We start from the raw sequence: 17,593 nt of genomic DNA on the forward strand, positions 1-17,593 counted from the left end.
GGCGGTGCCGCGAATGTTGAGACGCGATTTAACGGGCGACGCGGCAAAGCGCAATCGCCCGTTGGGATCGAAGCCGAACCTATACAGGCCCGATCAACAAAGGCCGGATCAATAAAGCCCGCCGGTGCCGGGCCGGAAGAAGCCACGATCGTCCGGCGGCGGCGCCGCCTGCTGCGGCTGGCGACCGTCGGCATCGGCGACACCGATCACCGAATAATTGTCCGGCGGCGCCGTGCCCGGCTTGAACGCTTCGAGAATGGTGCGCGTGTCGCCCGGCCCGGCCCGCATGCCGCTCTTGGCGTCGACGCGGATCAGCTTGATGCCGGCCGGCACGCGGAACGGCACCGCCGGCTTATCGGCGAGGGCGAGCTTGAAGAAGTCCTTGGCGACCGGCGCGGCGAGATGGCCGCCGGTGGCGCCGCGGCCGAGATTGCGCGGCTTGTCGTAGCCGAAATACACGCCGACCACGAGATCCGGCGAGAAGCCGATGAACCAGGCATCCTTCTCGTCGTTGGTGGTGCCGGTCTTGCCGGCGATCGGCTTGCCGACCTCGCGCACCACCGTGGCGGTGCCGGCTTGCACCACGCCTTCCATCATCGACGTGATCTGATAGGCGGTCATCGGATCGAGCACCTGCTCGCGGCGGTCGACGAGCTGCGGTTCGGGCTGGTTGTGCCAGCCTTCCGGGGCCTCGCAGCCGCGGCATTCGCGCTGATCGTGCTTGAAGATGGTGTGGCCGTAACGATCCTGAATCCGGTCGATCAGAGTCGCCTTCACCCGCCGCCCGCCATTGGCGAACATCGAATAGGCGGTGACCATTCGCATCACCGTGGTTTCACCGGCGCCGAGCGCATAGGACAGATAGTTCGGCAGCTCGTCGTAGACGCCGAACCGCTTGGCGTATTCGCCGATCAGCGGCATGCCGATGTCCTGGGCGAGCCGCACCGTCACGGTGTTGAGCGAACGCTGCAGTGCGTTGCGCAGCGTGGTCGGGCCGTAATACTTGCCGGTCGAATAGTTCTCCGGCCGCCACACCCCGACGCCCTGCCCCTGGTCGATCTCGATCGGCGCGTCGATCACCACCGTCGACGGCGTGTAGCCGTTGTCCATCGCGGCCGAATACACCAGCGGCTTGAACGACGAGCCCGGCTGCCGATACGCCTGAGTGGCCCGGTTGAACTGGCTCTGGTCGAACGAGAAGCCGCCGACCATCGCCAGCACGCGGCCGGTCCACGGGTCCATCGCCACCATCGCGCCCGACACTTCGGGGATCTGCCGCAGCCGGTACTGGCCCTCGATCGCCTTGCCGTCTTTGTCGAGCAGTGGGTCGACATAGACGACGTCGCCTGGCGACAGCACGTCCGACACCGTTCGCGGAGTCTTGCCGCGCGACGAGCCGCTGGTCGGCTTGGCCCATTTCACGCCCTCGAGCGTGACCAGACCGGTCTCGCGCTGCTTCGAGATCGCGCCGCCGAGTTCGCGGCCGGGCTGGAAGCCGATCCGCGCCGACTGGTCGGAGGTCTCCAACACCACAGCCAGCCGCCACGGCGAGATGTCGGCGAGCGATTTGACGTCGGCGAGCTTGACGCCCCAGTCGCCGGAGATGTCCAGCTTGTGGACCGGGCCGCGCCAGCCGCGGGCCTCGTCGTAGCGGACCAGGCCCGCCACCATGGTCTTTCGCGCCTCGACCTGCAGCTTGGGATCGAGCGTGGCGCGGACCGACAGCCCGCCCTCGTAAAGCTTCTTTTCGCCGTAGCGCTCGAAGATGTCGCGGCGGACTTCCTCGGCGAAATATTCGCCGGCGAAGGTGTGCGCGAGGTTGCCGCGGTTGGTGACCGTGAGCGGCGACTTGCGCGCCTTGTCGGCGTCGGCCTGGCTGATCCAGCCGTTCTCCAGCAGGCGGTCGATCACGTAATTGCGGCGCTCGACCGCGCGGTCGTGGTTCTTCACCGGGTGCAGCGACGACGGCGCCTTCGGCAGCGCCGCCAGATAGGCAGCCTCCGAGACAGTGAGCTCGTTGACCGACTTATCGAAATACACCAGCGACGCGGCGGCGATGCCGTATGCGCCGAGGCCGAGATAGATCTCGTTGAGATACAGCTCGAGGATCTTGTCCTTCGAGTAGGCGCGCTCGATCCGCATCGCCAGCAGCGCTTCCTTGATCTTACGGGTGAACGACACCTCGTTGGTCAGAAGGAAGTTCTTGGCGACCTGCTGGGTGATGGTCGAGGCGCCCTGCGGCCGGCGGTTGGTGCCGATGTTCTGCGCGTACAGAAGCGCAGCGCGCGCCATGCCCTGATAGTCGATGCCGCCGTGCTCGTAGAAATTCTTGTCTTCGGCGGCGAGGAAGGCGTTGATCACCAGCTTCGGCACCGCCTGGATCGGCAGGTACAGCCGGCGCTCCTTGGCGTATTCGGCGAGCAGCGAGCCGTCGGACGCGTGAATCCGCGTCATCACCGGCGGTTCGTAATCCTGAAGCTGCGAGTAGTCCGGCAGGTCTTTGGAAAAATGCCAGATCAGTCCGGCAGCGGCCGCGACGCCGACCAGGAACACGATCGTGCCGGCCGCGAACAGGAAGCCGAAGAAACGCAGCAGCAAGCGCATCAGAGAGTTCCGTTTCATCCAGGGCCGCGCCTCGCGGCGGATGTCCCTTGACCGAGAATGCAGTCGTTCGCAACCCGGGCGGTGCACGCTACCGGGCGAGGCCCAATCGCAACCGACCTCACGAACCGCGCAGCACGTCTTATAGAACTTACGCTGTGGCCAAACTAGGGCCCGTCGCGCCCCGCTACCGTACCGGAAATGCCGAGATTAACCCGGCGAGCCGGCCGAAACCAGCCGCTTGCTCAGAAACGAATCAATCGCCTGGGCCACCGCTCCGACGGTCTTGCTGCGCCACTGCTCGGACATCAGGTGCTGCAGATCAGCCTTGTTGGACACATAACCCAGCTCGATCAGCACCGACGGCACGTCGGGCGCCTTGAGCACCCGGAAGCCTGCGGACTTCAGCGGCCGTTTATGCATCCGAGTCGCGGTCTTCATGTCCTTCATCAATTGCTGCGCGAATCGGTTGGAGAACGTCTTGGTCTCCCGCTGGGCAAGGTCGATCAGAATATCGGCGACGTCGGTCGGCTCTTCGGTGAGATTGACGCCGCCGATCGCGTCGGCCTTGTTTTCCGCATCGGCCAGCCGCTGCGCTTCGGCGTCGGACGCTTTGTCCGACAGGGTGTAAATCGTCGCGCCCTGCGCGTCGCCCTCGCGCCGCGGCAGCGCGTCGGCGTGGATCGACACGAACAGCGCCGCCGACTGCTCGCGCGCGACCTTCACCCGATCATTGAGCGGAATGAAAGTGTCGTCGTCGCGGGTCAGCACCACCCGGAATTTGCCTTGCTGGGTGAGCCGGTCGCGCAGCGCGACGGCGAAATCCAGCACGATGCTCTTCTCAGCGACGCCGTCGGCCGATTGGGTGCCATTGTCGATGCCGCCGTGTCCCGGATCGATCACCACCACCGGGCGCGGGTCGTCGCGCTCCACTTTCGGCAGCGGCGTGTTGCGCGGCACGGTCGCGGTGGTTTCGGCGCCCGCCACGGTCGGCCGCAATTCGGCGACGCTGTCGGCGGTGCGCAACGCCTGCATGAAAGCGGCGCGGTCGATCGATTCGAGGTCGATCACCAGCCGGGCCGGCTGGCCGTTGGCGGGATCGAGCATCTCGGCCTTGGCGATCTTCGCTGGCCCGGTCAGGTCGAGCACGATGCGGGAGCCGCCCGGCATCACCAGCCCATAGCGGAACGCCTTGATCAGGCCACGACCATCCTCGCCCGTCCCTTTCGGCAGCCGGAAATTGATCTGCGGCAGGTCGATCACCACCCGATATGGATCGGCCAGCGCGAACGCACGCAGCGGAACCTTCTCGTCCAGATCGACGATCAGGCGGCTCTGCTTATCGTCACCAGCGACTCGGGCGTCGGATGCAGTCGGGAAACTGGCCGGCGTCGCCACCGCAGCACTCGCCGCAGGCTCGGCGACGGCGGGATTGGCCGCCGCGGGCGTCAGACACAAAAATGCTGCGGCGCACGCGACAAGCGCATTGAACAAAACAAAATGATTTGCGCGGAGTGCCAAACGAATCCCAACCCTCCCGGAAGTCGTTGTACCGCAATAGGACCGCACGGTTAATTGGAGCTTAAATGACCTCGGGATGAAACCTGCGGGGTGTTGCCGGGCCGCGACGCTCACCTTGCAACCGACACCCAATCCACGTATGTATTTACTGCTGACGGTCTATACTACCGGTTGTGTCGCGTTCAGCCACTCGGTGCAGCGCCAAGTCCCCGATCCCAAACCCGGCGGATTTTGCGTTTTGCCGGCCCCTCCGAGCCAGCGCAGTGCGCGGCAGGTCAAGGAGTGCCGGCCCAGCCCGAACGGCGTCCGTCCCCGGGCCTTCTCTCGTACCAGGGACGGTTCAACACTTCATGACCGACCACATTCGGCTCACCGGCTGAATGCCCCACTCCGGCTTAGCGCCTCGGCGCGGAGCCGGCCCATCAGCGAGACGACACGGCGGCTGATCGAGCCGCCACCTGTTCAGACGGGCCGACGCTTAATGCGCCAGACTGCGATGCCGAAACCGACCCACGCAAAGGCCGCGCCGCCGCGAAGCTATCGCTTCGCTTTGCGCGTCGCCTCGGGTCCCCGACCGGCACGGCACACCGCCACGCGTTTCGGCCTTCCCCTCACCCCCGAATCAGGTGGACCGTCGCGTCTACCGGCCGCGCTGCTTGCGCGAGCCGTTTCGCGCGCGCTCCGCCGACATGAGTTGAAAAATGGCCAACAAGATGCTGATCGACGCCACCCACCCGGAAGAGACCCGGGTGGTCGTGGTCCGTGGCAACCGCGTCGAAGAGTTTGATTTCGAAACCGCCCAGCGCAAACAACTCCGCGGCAACATCTATCTCGCGAAAGTCACCCGGGTCGAACCCTCGCTGCAGGCCGCCTTCATCGAATACGGCGGCAATCGCCACGGCTTCCTCGCCTTCAGCGAAATCCATCCCGACTATTATCAAATTCCGGTCGCCGACCGGCAGGCCCTGATCGAGGCCGACGAACGCGCCCACCGCGAAGCCGAAGAAGAAAGCGAGCAGCGCTCCAGCCGCCGCCGATCGCGTCATCGCAGCCATCGCCGCCGCAGCGGTGGCGAGCGGGTGCAGAGCGAGATCGTCGACGCCGCAGCCGACGTCCCGGCCGAGCAGCCGCATGCGGTCGCCGAGCAGCCCGAGGCTCATTACGCCTCTGCCTATGACGCCTCTGCCTATGACGCCTCGCATCCGACCGAGCCCCACGAGGCGGAGGCCCTCGAGGCCGGTGCGCACGCAGCCGATGAACCGCTGATGCACGAGCTGCCGGAGGGTGCCGCCGAGCAGCAAGACGTCGCTCCCGCCGCTGCCGAGCAGGACTCCGTCCAGGCCGCCGCTGCGCCGTCCGAACCGCCTGCCCAGTCCGACAGCCCGGTGAGCGCTGAGCCTGAGCCGGCCGCTGCCGAGCCCCACGCGATTGCCGAGGCCCCTGCTCCGATCGATGCGCCGCAACTGGCTGGCTCGCATGATGACGTCGAGCCGCATGCCGACGATCAGGACACGGACGAGCACGCCGAGACCAGCGCTGGCTACGTCGAAGACGCGCCGTTCCCGATCGACGAGAATCACGAAGCCGAGGACGGCCACGAGGCGCACGACGATCATCCCGAGCACGACGCCGAGACCTTCTCCGACACCGAGGCGGAAGCCGAGGATGACGAGGAAGAAGACGACGAAGAGGATGCCGAGGAGGATCTGGTCGAATCCGTCGGCGGTGACGATGTGCTCGAGGAAGTGCCGGAACGCGCCTTCCGTCCGCGCCGGCAGTACAAGATTCAGGAAGTCATCAAGCGGCGCCAGGTGATGCTGGTGCAGGTCGTGAAGGAAGAGCGCGGCAACAAGGGCGCGGCGCTCACCACCTACCTGTCGCTGGCCGGCCGCTACGCCGTGCTGATGCCGAACACCGCGCGTGGTGGCGGCATCAGCCGCAAGATCACCTCGGCGCAGGACCGCTCGCGGCTCAAGGAAGTGGTGCAGGACCTCGACGTGCCGGAAGGCATGGGCGTGATCCTGCGCACCGCCGGCGCCTCCCGGACCAAGCCGGAGATCAAGCGCGACTTCGAATACCTGATCCGGATGTGGGAGACGGTGCGCGACGTCACGCTGAATTCGCAGGCACCGAAGCTGGTCTACGAGGAAGGATCGCTGATCAAGCGCTCGTTGCGCGACCTCTACAACAAGGAGATCGACGAGGTGCTGGTGGCCGGCGAAGCCGGCTATCGCGAGGCCCGCGACTTCATGCACATGCTGATGCCGTCGCAGGTGCGTGCGGTGAAGCTGTATCGCGACGGCCAGCCGCTGTTCTCGCGGATGGGCGTCGAGAGCCAGCTCGATGCGATGTTCTCGCCGACCGTGCAGCTTCGCTCCGGCGGCTACATCGTCATCAACCAGACCGAAGCGCTGGTCTCGATCGACGTCAACTCCGGCCGCTCGACTCGCGAGCACCACATCGAAGACACTGCGCTCAAGACCAACATGGAGGCCGCCGAGGAAGTCGCCCGGCAGCTCCGGCTGCGCGACCTCGCCGGCCTGATCGTCATCGACTTCATCGACATGGACGAGAAGCGCAACAACCGCGCGGTCGAGCGTAAGCTCAGCGACTGTCTGCGGCAGGATCGCGCTCGCATCCAGGTCGGCCGGATCTCGCATTTCGGCCTGCTCGAGATGTCGCGCCAGCGCATCCGCGCCAGCGTGCTGGAGAGCTCGACCGAGCCCTGCCCGCATTGCGGCGGCTCGGGCCACGTCCGCTCGGTGTCCTCGGTGGCGCTGCAATTGCTGCGCGGCCTCGAAGAAGTGCTGATGAAGGGCGCGACGCACAATTTGATCGTGCGGACCCGCACCGACGTGGCGCTGTATGTGCTCAATCACAAGCGCGGTCACCTGCGCGACCTCGAGACCGGCTTCAAGGTGTCGCTGTCGGTGTTGGCCGATCCCACGGTCAGCGGTCAGCAGTCGTTCGTGATCGACCGCGGCGAACAGATCCACACGCTGGAAACCGCCAAGGCACTGCTCGCGGCACAAGTCGCTGCCTCCCCGGCGCCGATCGAAGAGCCGGACGACGAGGACGGTTACGACTTCGAGGCCGAGATCGAGACCGAGGAGACTGTCGGCCTCACCGAGGATCAGGCTGGCGAAGCCGGCGACAGCGAGAGCGAAGGCCGCAAGCGCCGGCGTCGGCGTCGGCGCCGGCGCTCGGGTGAACCGCGCGAGACCGCCGAGCTCGGCGCGTCGGCGGAAGACGGCGAACAGCCGTTCGCGATTGAAAGCGCCGAATCGGCCGGTGAGGCTGACGACAGCGACGACGCCGGCGATGACGACAACGAGGGCGAAGCCCGCGCCGAGCAGGGCGAGAACGGCGAACGCCGTCCGCGCCGTCGCGGTCGTCGCGGTGGCCGTCGCCGTCGCGGTGGTCAGGAAGGTTCGGAAGCTGAGAATGGCCTGGTCGAATCGATCAGCGACGAGCTGTCGCCGACCGACGAGCCCGAGGTCGCCGAGGCCGTGGCCGACATCGACGGCGGCAGCCCATCGGTGCAGCCGAGCTTCGAACCGGCAGCCGAAACAGAACAGCCGCAGCAGGTTGCACACTCTGAGCCGCCGGCCGCTCCGGTCGCGACGTCGGACGCAGCCGAACAGGCCGCCGAGGACGACACTGCGGCGAAGAAGGCCGCGCGTCGCCGCTCCACGGTACGTGAAAAGGTGAGCTTCGGCGCACCCGCAGCCCCGTCAGAGACGCCTGCCGAAACCGCCATCGAGCCGCAGACCGAGCCCGTTGCCCAGGCGGAGCAGCCTGCGGTGTCCGAGCTCCCGGTGGAGGCACCGGCCGCCGAGGCCGCGCCGCAAGCCGCCAGCGAACCTGCGCAGCAGGCCGCCCCCGCCGCTCCCCGCCGCGTCGGCTGGTGGTCCCGCCGGTTCGGCGGCGGCAACTAATCGGCCGTCAAGTCAATCGCCTCTAAAATGCCCGCGCACGCCGCGGGCATTTTTCATTTCAGCCGCCGGTCGTCGCCACCGAACAGGACCGAAGAGCATCGAGTCGATCAGGCACTGATCGCCCGACGTTCATCCCTCACCTGTGCCAAGCCTTGAGCCCGTGCTGATCACTATCCGCGGAGTCAGCTTTGCAGGCTGCGTCTTCCAAAGAGACGACGACCACTCGTGGAGCTTTCGAGCCCTCTCGGATCTACAAGGCTCTCCCAAAAATGCCGATGCCCGCGACAAGCGCGGGCATCACACGTCGACCACGGCGATCGTCGGATCGTAAACCGTCAGCCGGTGGTGACGGCGGTCTCGACGTCGGATGGATCGATGGTGCGGTTCAGATTGGCGTGCAGCCGATCGTGATCGAGCTCACCTTCCCACCACGACACGAACACCGCGGCGACACCGTTACCGGTGATGTTGGTGAGCGCGCGGACTTCGCTCATGAACTTGTCGATCGAGAACACGATCGCCATGCCCGGCAGCAACGCCGGATTGACCGCGGCGAGCGTGCCGGCAAGCGTCACGAAGCCGGCGCCGGTGACGCCGCTAGCGCCCTTCGAGGTCAGCATCGCCACCAAGAGGATGGCGACCTGGTGGCTGAAGGTCAGTTCGATGCCGAGCGCCTGCGCGATGAACAGCGTCGCCAACGTCATGTAGATGTTGGTGCCGTCGAGGTTGAACGAATAGCCGGTCGGCACCACGAGGCCGACCACGGATTTCGAACAGCCGAGCCGCTCCAGCTTTTCCATCAGTTGCGGCAGCGCGCTTTCCGACGACGAGGTCCCGAGCACGATCAGGAGTTCGTCCTTGATGTAGGCGATGAACTTGAAGATGTTGAAGCCGACGAACCGCGCGATCAGCCCGAGCACCAGCACCACGAACAGCGCGGCGGTCGCGTAGAACAGCAGCACCAGCCCGAGCAGATTGCTGAGCGCAGCCGGGCCGTATTTGCCGATGGTGAAGGCCATCGCGCCGAACGCGCCGATCGGCGCCGCTTTCATCACGATGGCGATGACGCCGAACACCGCGTGCGCGGCATCGTCGATCACGTCGCGCAGCCGGTGGCCGCGCTCGCCGAGCGCCATCAGCGAGAAGCCGAACAGCACAGCAAACAGCAGCACCTGCAGGATGTCGCCCTTGGCGAAGGCGCCGACCACACTGTCCGGGATGATGTGCAGGACGAAGTCGACCGCCTTCATTTGGCTGGCCTGGTCGACGTATTTCGCCACAGCGGCGGCGTCGGGCTTGGCGGCGAGACCGTGCCCGACCTGAAACACGTTGCCGACGATCAGACCGAGCAGCAGCGCAAAGGACGACACCACTTCGAAATACAGCAGCGCCTTGACGCCGACGCGGCCGACCTTCCGAGCGTCCTGAATGTGGGCGATGCCCGAAACCACGGTGCAGAAGATGATCGGCGCGATCACCATCTTGATCAGCTTGACGAAGCCGTCGCCGAGCGCCTTGACCCATTCGTTGGTGGCGATATGCGGCCACAGCCAGCCCAGCAGCACGCCGAGTACGATGGCGAACAGCACCTGGACGTAAAGCACCTTGTAGAAGGGCTTCGACTTTGCGTCGCCCGGCAGCGCCGGTGCATCGATATGGGTCGTCGCCGACATGGCCATCACTCCACTCGCTTGATGCCTGTCGAACGATATGACGTTGTTGGCCGACCGCAGGCAGACCGGTCGGCCAAGTCGATTGAACAGCAACCGTCAGCGTGGGCGGTCGACGATGCGGCGCACCGCGGGAAGCAAGGCCGCACCGAGCGCGGACTTGATCAGCGAGCCGGCGAGGAACGGAACGACACCGCCCCACCAAGCCTTGGCGATGCCGAGATGTAGACCGAAGGCGAGCCAGGCGAAGCCGAATGTCAGAATGGCGAGGTGGCCTGTGAGCATCGCGGCGAACAGCTTCGCCACTGAGCGATCGAAGCCGCGTTCGGCGAACCAGCCGACCAGGAAGGCCGCAACCACGAAGCCCGCCAGATAACCGGCGGTGGGTCCAAGCAGCGGAACCAAGCCACCGACGGGACCGGCGAACACCGGCAGGCCGGCCGCGCCTTCCACCAGATAGAGGATCAGCGTTGCTGCGCCGAGCCGCGCGCCATAGGCGGCGCCGATCAGCACCACCACCAGCGTCTGCAGCGTCATCGGAACCAGCGGCAGCGGAATGTTGACCTTGGCGGAAAGCGCCAGCAGCACCGTCCCGAATACGAGCAAGACAGCCAGCCGCAACCAGGCGAAGAATCCGTCCGACCGCCGCGGCCACAAACGGGCTGCGAGCGCAACGTGGCCGCCGATGGAGGGCGGCGCGGACGAACCAAGCGGCAAGGGAATTCTCCCGGGGGGAATTAGTCGCGGGAGCCTATAGCGACGAAATGCCGCAAAGATCAAGCAGCGAAATTGCCGGATCTGTCATTCTGACGAAATTATCGACCAAGCCACGCAGTGATCCGCCGCACCGCCTCGCGCATGTCCTCGGCCGATCGGGCGTAAGAAAACCGCACGAAACTCTTGCCACGCACCGGATCGAAATCGATCCCCGGCGTCGCCGCCACCCTCGCCTCTTCCAGCATTCGCTTGGTGAAGTCGTAGCTGTCCGATGTGAAGGCCGAGACGTCGGCATACAGATAGAACGCGCCGTCGGCCGGCAGAAACTCGGTCAGCCCCGCCTGCGGCAGCCCCTGGATCAGGATGGCGCGGTTCTCTTCGTAACCGCGCTTGACCGCCTCCATCTCGTCGCGACCGTCGAACGCCGCCTCGGCGGCGATCTGCGACAACGTCGGCACCGAGATCGCGAGGTTCTGCTGCAAGCGCTCGACCGGACGCACCAAGCTCTCCGGCAGCACCATCCAGCCGACGCGCCAGCCGGTCATGCAGAAGTACTTCGAGAACGAGTTGATCACTACCGCGTCGGGCGACAGCTCCGCGGCGGTGACGGCCGGAAACGCGTAGTCGAGGCCGTGATAGATCTCGTCGGAAATGAAGCGAATGCCTTCGCTCTCGGCAACCGCGATCAGCTCAGTCAGCGCCTCGCGCGTCATCATCGTGCCGGTCGGATTGGCGGGGCTGCCGACCAGCACACCCTTCAGCGGCGCCTTGCGGTGCGCGGCGAGCAGCGCCTCGCCGGTCAGCGCGTGCCGGGTCTCGCTGTGGGTCTCGATCGGCACCGGCTCGCAACCGAGCGCGTTGAGAATGTGGCGATACGGCGGATAGCCGGGCACCGTCACCGCGACGCGATCGCCGGGCTCGAACAGCGCCAGGAACGACAGGATGAAGGCGCCCGAGGAACCGGTGGTGACGACGATCCGCTGCGGATCGATATCGCAATTGTAAGTGTCGCGGTAATGCCGCGCGATCCGCGCACGCAGCGAAGGAATGCCGAGCGCCGATGTGTAGTCGATCCGGCCATTGTCCAGCGCCGCATGTGTGGCGGCGAGCGCGGCGCGCGGCGCCGGTGCCCATGGCTGGCCGACTTCCATATGAATGACGTGACCGCCGGCCGCTTCGATTCGGTCGGCCGCCGCCATCACGTCCATCACCATGAAGGGCGGTACGTCGCTGCGGGCAGACGCGGTCAACAATCCGCGCGCACGCTGTGTCTTGGTCGCATCGAGCATCGAATTCTGCTATCCCCGCGCGGTCTGTTCGGTGAACCCGCTGCGCGCCGCGCCGCTGCCGTCTTGCTGGGCCGACCAGGAGATACCCGGAATTCGATGCACGGCCAATGCTGAAGGACATTGCAGTTTTCGCCGGACGGCTATGCCCGTCCGCACGCCAACACGCTTCGCGGCTGGTCGCGGGCGTCCTTGCGCTCGCGCTGGCGGTCCCGCCGGTTCCAGCGATGGCGCAGGCGCGGTCGCAGAAGGGCCCGCCGCTGCTGCGCGACACCGAGACCGAACAGCTGCTGCGCGACTACACGCGACCGATCCTGCGCGTGGCCGGCCTCGAGAAGCAGAACATTCAGGTGGCGATCATCAATGATCCGACCTTCAACGCCTTCGTCGCCGACGGCCACCGCATCTTCGTCAATTACGGCGCGCTGCTGCAATCGGAGACGCCGAACCAATTGATCGGCGTGCTGGCGCACGAAACCGGCCATCTTGCCGGTGGTCACCTGTCCAAGCTGCGGACGCAGATTTCGAACGCACAGACCCAGATGATCGTCGCGATGCTGCTCGGCGTGGGCGCGATGGTCGCCGGAGCCAATGCCGGCCCGAGCAGCGGTGCGAGCAACATCGGCGCCGCCGCGATCTCGGCGCCGCAGGAGATCCTTCGGCGCAACATTCTGTCCTACCAGCGCCAGCAGGAGGAAAACGCCGACCGGGCCGCCGTCAAATTCCTCAACGCGACGCAACAGTCCGCGAAGGGGATGTACGAGACCTTCCAGCGCTTCACCAAGGAAAGCCTGTTCGCGGCGCGCGGCGCCGATCCCTATGCGCAATCGCATCCGATGCCCGCCGAACGTGTCTCGGCCCTCGCCGAACTCGCCCGCTCCAGCCCGTACTGGGATAAGAAAGACGACCCGTCGCTGCAATTCCGCCACGACATGATGCGCGCCAAAGTGTCGGGTTTCATGGAGCGGCCAGATACGGTGTACCGACGCTATCCGGCGTCGAACACCAGTCTGCCGGCACGCTATGCCCGCGCCATCGCCAGCTATCTGCACGGCGATCCGCGCTCGGCACAGGCGCAGATCGACGGACTGATTCAGGCGCAGCCCAACAACCCGTATTTCTACGAGCTGCGTGGCCAGGCCTTGCTCGAAGGCGGGAAACCTGCGGAAGCGATCGCACCATTGCGCAAGGCGGTGGCGATGACCCGCGGAGCGCCGCTGATCGAGATCCTGCTCGGCCAGGCGCTGGTCGCGAGCAACAACAAGGCCTACACCGACGAGGCAATTCGCATCCTGCGCGGCGCGCTTGGCCGCGAGGGAGAAGTACCGATGGGCTATAGCCAACTCGCAATGGCCTACGGTCAGAAGGGTAACTACGCAGAAGCAGATCTCGCTTCGGCACAGGCGGCGTATTTGCGCGGCGATTCCAAAACCGCTCGGGAGCTGGCAGCCCGCGCCAAATCCCGCTTCCCGGTAGGTTCGCCGGGATGGGTCAAGGCCGACGACATCGTCGCGGCGAAGATGCCTGGACAAAAGTAGCAATTCCGCGCTCGATTGTCGCGCCGCGTCGGATTGTCCCCTGCGCAGGCCTCTGTCACACTCCCGGCGCGGGGATTTTGTCCCGCTCGCGAGTCTTGCGATCGACCCGGTATCGCTGTCGATACATTGGCGGTCGATACATTGAACGCTCCGCGCTCAACGGCAGACAAATCGCTGCACCAACATCGGGAGAGACATCCATGAGCAAGTCGACACAGCCCTCGGGCGGAAAGCCCCGTAAATTTCTCACGCGCGCTCTGGCTAGCGTCGCGCTGCTGACGATGTACGGATTGGGGATGGTCGCTACCACCGGCGCAGCGATGACGCTGGCATCGACGCCGGCCCATGCGCAGCGCGGTCGCGGTCGTGGATGGGGTCGTGGCCGCGGGCGCGGACGCGGCTGGGGCGGTCCCGGCCCGGGCGCTGCGATCGGAATCGGAATCGGTGCGGCGATCGTCGGCGGCGCGATCGCGGCGAGCCAGGCCGAAGCAGCACGTCAGCAGGACTACTGCGCGCGGCGCTTCCGCTCCTACAATCCGGCGACCGGCACCTATATCGCCAAGGGCGGGCGCGAGGTGCCCTGCCCGTAGCCGTTGCGCGATAAGACATCGATCGGGCGGTGTGTGAACATCACGCACCGCCCGATGCATTTTGCGGATGCTTTTGCGACGAGTTCCTTGATCCTGCGCTGCGGAATCCCCATTTAGAAGGCCTCAATCCTTCCGCGCGCCGGGCGCGTTCCGCGCAGACGACCGCTTCACAAACGTACAGGAGACCGCACCGATGTCCCTTCATATCGGAGACATTGCCCCCGACTTCACCGCCGACACCACCAAGGGCAAGATTTCGTTCCACGACTTCATCGGCGACTCCTGGGTCTTCTTCTTCAGCCATCCCGCCGACTTCACGCCGGTCTGCACCACCGAGATGGGCAAGACCGCCAAGCTGGCGCAGCCGTTCGCCTCGCGGAACGTCAAGCCGATCGGGTTGTCGACCGACACGGTGGACGAGCATCTGAAATGGATCGCGGACGTCAACGACACCCAGCAGACCGATCTGCAATTCCCGATCATCGCCGATCCGGAGCTGAAGGTCGCCAAGCTTTACGACATGATCCACCCGAACCAGAGCGATACCGCTGCGGTGCGCTCGGTGTTCATCATCGATCCCAACAAGAAGATCCGTCTCACCATGACCTACCCGATGAATGTCGGGCGGAACTTCGACGAGATCCTGCGCGTGATCGACGCGCTGCAGTTCGCCGACAAGCACACCGTCGCGGCGCCGGCCGACTGGCGTCCGGGCGACAAGGTGATCATCCCGCTGTCGCTGAAGGGTGAAGCTGCCACCAAGGCGTTTCCGCAGGGCTGGGAAGAACCCCGCCCCTATCTGCGCCTGACCACCATCAAGTAACGCAACGCGCGTTTCGAACGACGCCGGCGTTCGGCCCCCCCGAGCGCCGGCGTCGTTGCGTCGCCAGCAGCGCAACGCCGACCCGGCCAAACGCGTCCATAAAAACCGCGTATTTGCTGCCGAAAAGCGCTATGAAATATTCGAATCCGACCTCCTTTTCCACGACCTGACCCGCCGAAGGGATCCCACTTATGCCGTCGTTCCGCCCGTTCGCCACAGCCCTGCTCGCGCTCGCCGTCGTCGGCGCGCCGGCCGTCGCCTCGGCGCAGAAGTTCTCCGACGAGCAGCGCAGCCAGATCGAGTCGATCATCAAGGAGTATCTGGTGTCGCATCCGGAGGTACTGGAAGAAGCCTCCGAAGAGCTCGGCAAGCGGCAGGCCGCGGCACAGGCCGAGAAGCACCAATCCGCGATCACCGAAAACGCAGCAACAATCTTCGACTCGCCGCGCGGCGTGACGCTGGGCAACAAGACCGGCGACGTCACCATGGTCGAGTTCTTCGATTACAATTGCGGCTACTGCAAGCGCGCCATGGTCGACATGCTCGAACTGATGAAGGACGACCCGAAACTGAAGGTCGTGCTGAAGGAATTCCCGGTGCTCGGTCCGCCGTCGGTGGAAGCGGCGCAGGTCGCAATCGCGGTGCGGATGCAGGATCCGAGCGGCAAGAAATATCTCGACTTCCACCAGAAGCTGCTGGGCGGTCGCGGTCAGGCCGACAAGGCGCGGGCGATGGCGGCAGCCAAGGACGCCGGTCTCGACATGGCAAAACTGGAAAAGGACATGTCCGGTCCGGAAGTCCGCGCCACCATCGAGGAGAACTTCAAGCTCGCCGAAGCGATGGGCATGAACGGAACGCCGAGCTACGTGATCGGCAAGCAGGTGGTGGTCGGCGCGGTCGGTCTCGACACGCTGCGCCAGAAGATCAACACTGCGCGCTGCGGCAAGGACAAGTGCTGATCATGGGCGACGATCGCGCTTGCCGCGGTCTTTCCGCCCAACAGCACCTGAACGTCGACATCTGACTCGAACGCCTCCTGCGCCGGCCGCAATCTCGGATCGGCCGGCGGAGGAGGCCCGTGTCTCAGGACGGAAACTCGGTTTCGGCGACGTGGACGCGGTCGGCATGAAGCGACCATTCCCGCAATCGCTCCTGCTGGCAAAATTGGTATTTGGCGATCTCGATCGCATTATCGCTGCTGGCGGCGTCGACCTCGAGCACGCCCTGACAAACTTCCTCGTGACGTCCGTTCTCGCCGAGGATGTCCTTCATAAATCGCACGATGTAGCGAGCCATGACACCTCCGGTCGGAGACTAGCGGCACGGAACGTCGCCTGGGATCCGCCGCGCAGATGGATTCAAGTCGATCGTGCCGCGAACGAGATTGATCGAGCCATCGGCATCGCCACCGGACCAGGTGGTGACACGGAGCCTCACAGGTTCTCAGGTTAGTCCAATGTGACAGCTCGACAAAGCAAAAGTCGGAGAACGGCGCCGACCATGTCGCTCCGATCGAATTGAACCACCGGACCGCGGATTTGTTCCGGGTGCAGGGAGCGATCACCCTGACCACTTTGCGAACGCTTGAACTCGGTTCTCCGGGCCGTGCGCACGTCATCGCCAGCGCCCCGGACAGCGCTGGGACGCACCTATTGCGAATGAATCCCTGCTGTTGGTTATGCCACCCTCGCCCAAAGCATCAGGCAATTCATCCGTGAAGCGAGGCTGTTCAGGCTTCCCCTCAGCGCCGAGGTTACCTATAACGCCGGCAATCAGGTGAATTTCGCCGGATTTCGAGAGGCTGCGCGGTGGATTTGCGCCGCTCGGCTGGATCAGATTCGCAGATATTGCCGGAAATTTGGATGCCTCAGACGATTTACGTGCTGAACGGCCCGAACTTGAATTTGCTCGGGACCCGTGAGCCGGAAATCTACGGTCGTGCCACGTTGGCCGATGTCGAAAAACTCTGCGCCGAAACCGCAGCCGGTTTCGGGCTCGCCGTGGTGTGTCGACAATCGAACCGCGAAGGCGAGCTGATCGACTGGATTCACCAGGCCCGCAGCGACAAGGTGGCAGGCATCGTGATCAACGCCGGCGGCTATACCCACACCTCGATTGCGCTGCACGACGCCCTGGTGGGCGTGCAGATCCCAACAGTGGAAGTCCACGTCTCCAACGTGTTCGCGCGCGAGGACTTCCGTCACCACTCCTTCATCGCCAGGGCCGCCTTCGCCAGCCTGTGCGGCTTCGGCATCGACGGCTATCGGCTGGCCATCACCGGCCTCGCCGCCAAACTCGGCGCCAGCGCCACGGCCTGACCCCGCCCGTTCACTCAAGACATCTGGATCGACACATCATGGCCCGCCAGCCTGCAGAGAAAACCGCCGCCGAGCCGACCACCGCACCGGCGACCGACGACAGCAGCCTGATCCGCGAACTCGCGGTGCTGCTCGATGAGACCAATCTGACAGAGATCGAAATCGAGCGTGCCGGTCTGCGGGTTCGCGTGGCGCGTAACGTCAGCATCGCCGCAGCCGTCCCGGCGGCCTACGCGCCGGCCCCGGGGGGCAAGGCGGCGGCGGCCGAGGCGGCCGCAGGCGACCCCGCCAAGCATCCCGGCGCGGTGACATCGCCGATGGTAGGAACGGTGTATTGGGCGCCCGAGCCCGGCGCCAAGCCGTTCATCGATGTCGGCAGCCGAGTCTCGGTCGGCGAAACCCTGTTCATCATCGAAGCGATGAAGACCATGAACCAGATCCCTTCGCCGCGGGCCGGCATCGTCACCCAAATCCTCGTCGAAGACGGCCAGCCGGTCGAATTCGGCGAGCCCCTGGTCGTGATCGAGTAAGAAGCGAATGGCGAGGCGCAAATAGCGAGCGAACAAAGCCGCTTAGCTGCATCTCCTTGCA

13 protein-coding genes are annotated in these 17,593 nt (G+C 65.3%); 7 read left to right on the forward strand and 6 right to left on the reverse strand.

All coding sequences use genetic code 11. The features are described from left to right. Positions 1-108: 108 nt before the first annotated feature. Both M9H71_RS08030 and M9H71_RS08035 read right to left on the reverse strand, forming a co-directional pair. Complete coding sequence (locus M9H71_RS08030; protein ID WP_455404522.1) at positions 109-2,604, reverse strand: penicillin-binding protein 1A; 2,496 nt, start codon at positions 2,602-2,604, stop codon at positions 109-111. Between the two features lie 207 nt (positions 2,605-2,811). Then, the gene (locus M9H71_RS08035; RefSeq protein ID WP_455404523.1) at positions 2,812-4,122 is read right to left on the reverse strand and encodes an N-acetylmuramoyl-L-alanine amidase; all 1,311 of its coding nucleotides are present in this window, start codon (positions 4,120-4,122) and stop codon (positions 2,812-2,814) included. 701 nt (positions 4,123-4,823) lie between these two features. Between M9H71_RS08035 and M9H71_RS08040 the strand changes: the two genes are divergently transcribed. Beyond that, a complete protein-coding gene (locus tag M9H71_RS08040; RefSeq protein ID WP_455404524.1) occupies positions 4,824-8,060 on the forward strand; it encodes an Rne/Rng family ribonuclease in 3,237 nt (1,078 codons plus the stop codon). A gap of 335 nt (positions 8,061-8,395) precedes the next feature. Here the strand turns inward: M9H71_RS08040 and dctA are convergent, their stop codons facing one another. The 3 genes from dctA to M9H71_RS08055 form a co-directional block, all read right to left on the reverse strand. Further along, entirely contained in the window at positions 8,396-9,733 is a 1,338-nt protein-coding gene (gene dctA / locus M9H71_RS08045; protein WP_455404525.1) for a C4-dicarboxylate transporter DctA, read from the reverse strand. A 96-nt stretch (positions 9,734-9,829) separates the two neighbouring features. Continuing rightward, on the reverse strand, positions 9,830-10,387 hold the full coding sequence (locus tag M9H71_RS08050; protein WP_455404583.1) for a biotin transporter BioY: 558 nt from the start codon (positions 10,385-10,387) through the stop codon (positions 9,830-9,832). 158 nt (positions 10,388-10,545) lie between these two features. Then, complete coding sequence (locus M9H71_RS08055) at positions 10,546-11,736, reverse strand: pyridoxal phosphate-dependent aminotransferase (RefSeq protein ID WP_455404526.1); 1,191 nt, start codon at positions 11,734-11,736, stop codon at positions 10,546-10,548. Between the two features lie 107 nt (positions 11,737-11,843). Here M9H71_RS08055 and M9H71_RS08060 point away from each other — a divergent pair, with 107 nt between their 5' ends. From M9H71_RS08060 to M9H71_RS08075, 4 genes are all read left to right on the forward strand, one after another. Further along, the gene (locus M9H71_RS08060) at positions 11,844-13,271 is read left to right on the forward strand and encodes a M48 family metalloprotease (RefSeq protein ID WP_455404527.1); all 1,428 of its coding nucleotides are present in this window, start codon (positions 11,844-11,846) and stop codon (positions 13,269-13,271) included. 200 nt (positions 13,272-13,471) lie between these two features. Beyond that, the gene (locus M9H71_RS08065; RefSeq protein ID WP_455404528.1) at positions 13,472-13,861 is read left to right on the forward strand and encodes a BA14K family protein; all 390 of its coding nucleotides are present in this window, start codon (positions 13,472-13,474) and stop codon (positions 13,859-13,861) included. Between the two features lie 193 nt (positions 13,862-14,054). Then, on the forward strand, positions 14,055-14,684 hold the full coding sequence (locus M9H71_RS08070) for a peroxiredoxin (protein ID WP_455404529.1): 630 nt from the start codon (positions 14,055-14,057) through the stop codon (positions 14,682-14,684). A gap of 191 nt (positions 14,685-14,875) precedes the next feature. Then, a complete protein-coding gene (locus M9H71_RS08075; protein WP_455404530.1) occupies positions 14,876-15,643 on the forward strand; it encodes a DsbA family protein in 768 nt (255 codons plus the stop codon). 124 nt (positions 15,644-15,767) lie between these two features. On the opposite strand, the gene M9H71_RS08080 is transcribed toward M9H71_RS08075, so the two are convergent. Beyond that, positions 15,768-15,980 (reverse strand): hypothetical protein, encoded by a 213-nt coding sequence (locus tag M9H71_RS08080; RefSeq protein ID WP_455404531.1) that lies wholly within the window; start codon positions 15,978-15,980, stop codon positions 15,768-15,770. Between the two features lie 566 nt (positions 15,981-16,546). Between M9H71_RS08080 and aroQ the strand changes: the two genes are divergently transcribed. After that, the gene (aroQ, locus tag M9H71_RS08085) at positions 16,547-17,002 is read left to right on the forward strand and encodes a type II 3-dehydroquinate dehydratase (RefSeq protein ID WP_455404532.1); all 456 of its coding nucleotides are present in this window, start codon (positions 16,547-16,549) and stop codon (positions 17,000-17,002) included. A gap of 38 nt (positions 17,003-17,040) precedes the next feature. After that, entirely contained in the window at positions 17,041-17,532 is a 492-nt protein-coding gene (gene accB / locus M9H71_RS08090; RefSeq protein ID WP_455404533.1) for an acetyl-CoA carboxylase biotin carboxyl carrier protein, read from the forward strand. The last annotated feature ends 61 nt before the right edge of the window (positions 17,533-17,593 follow it).

Source organism: Rhodopseudomonas parapalustris (genome assembly GCF_053772255.1).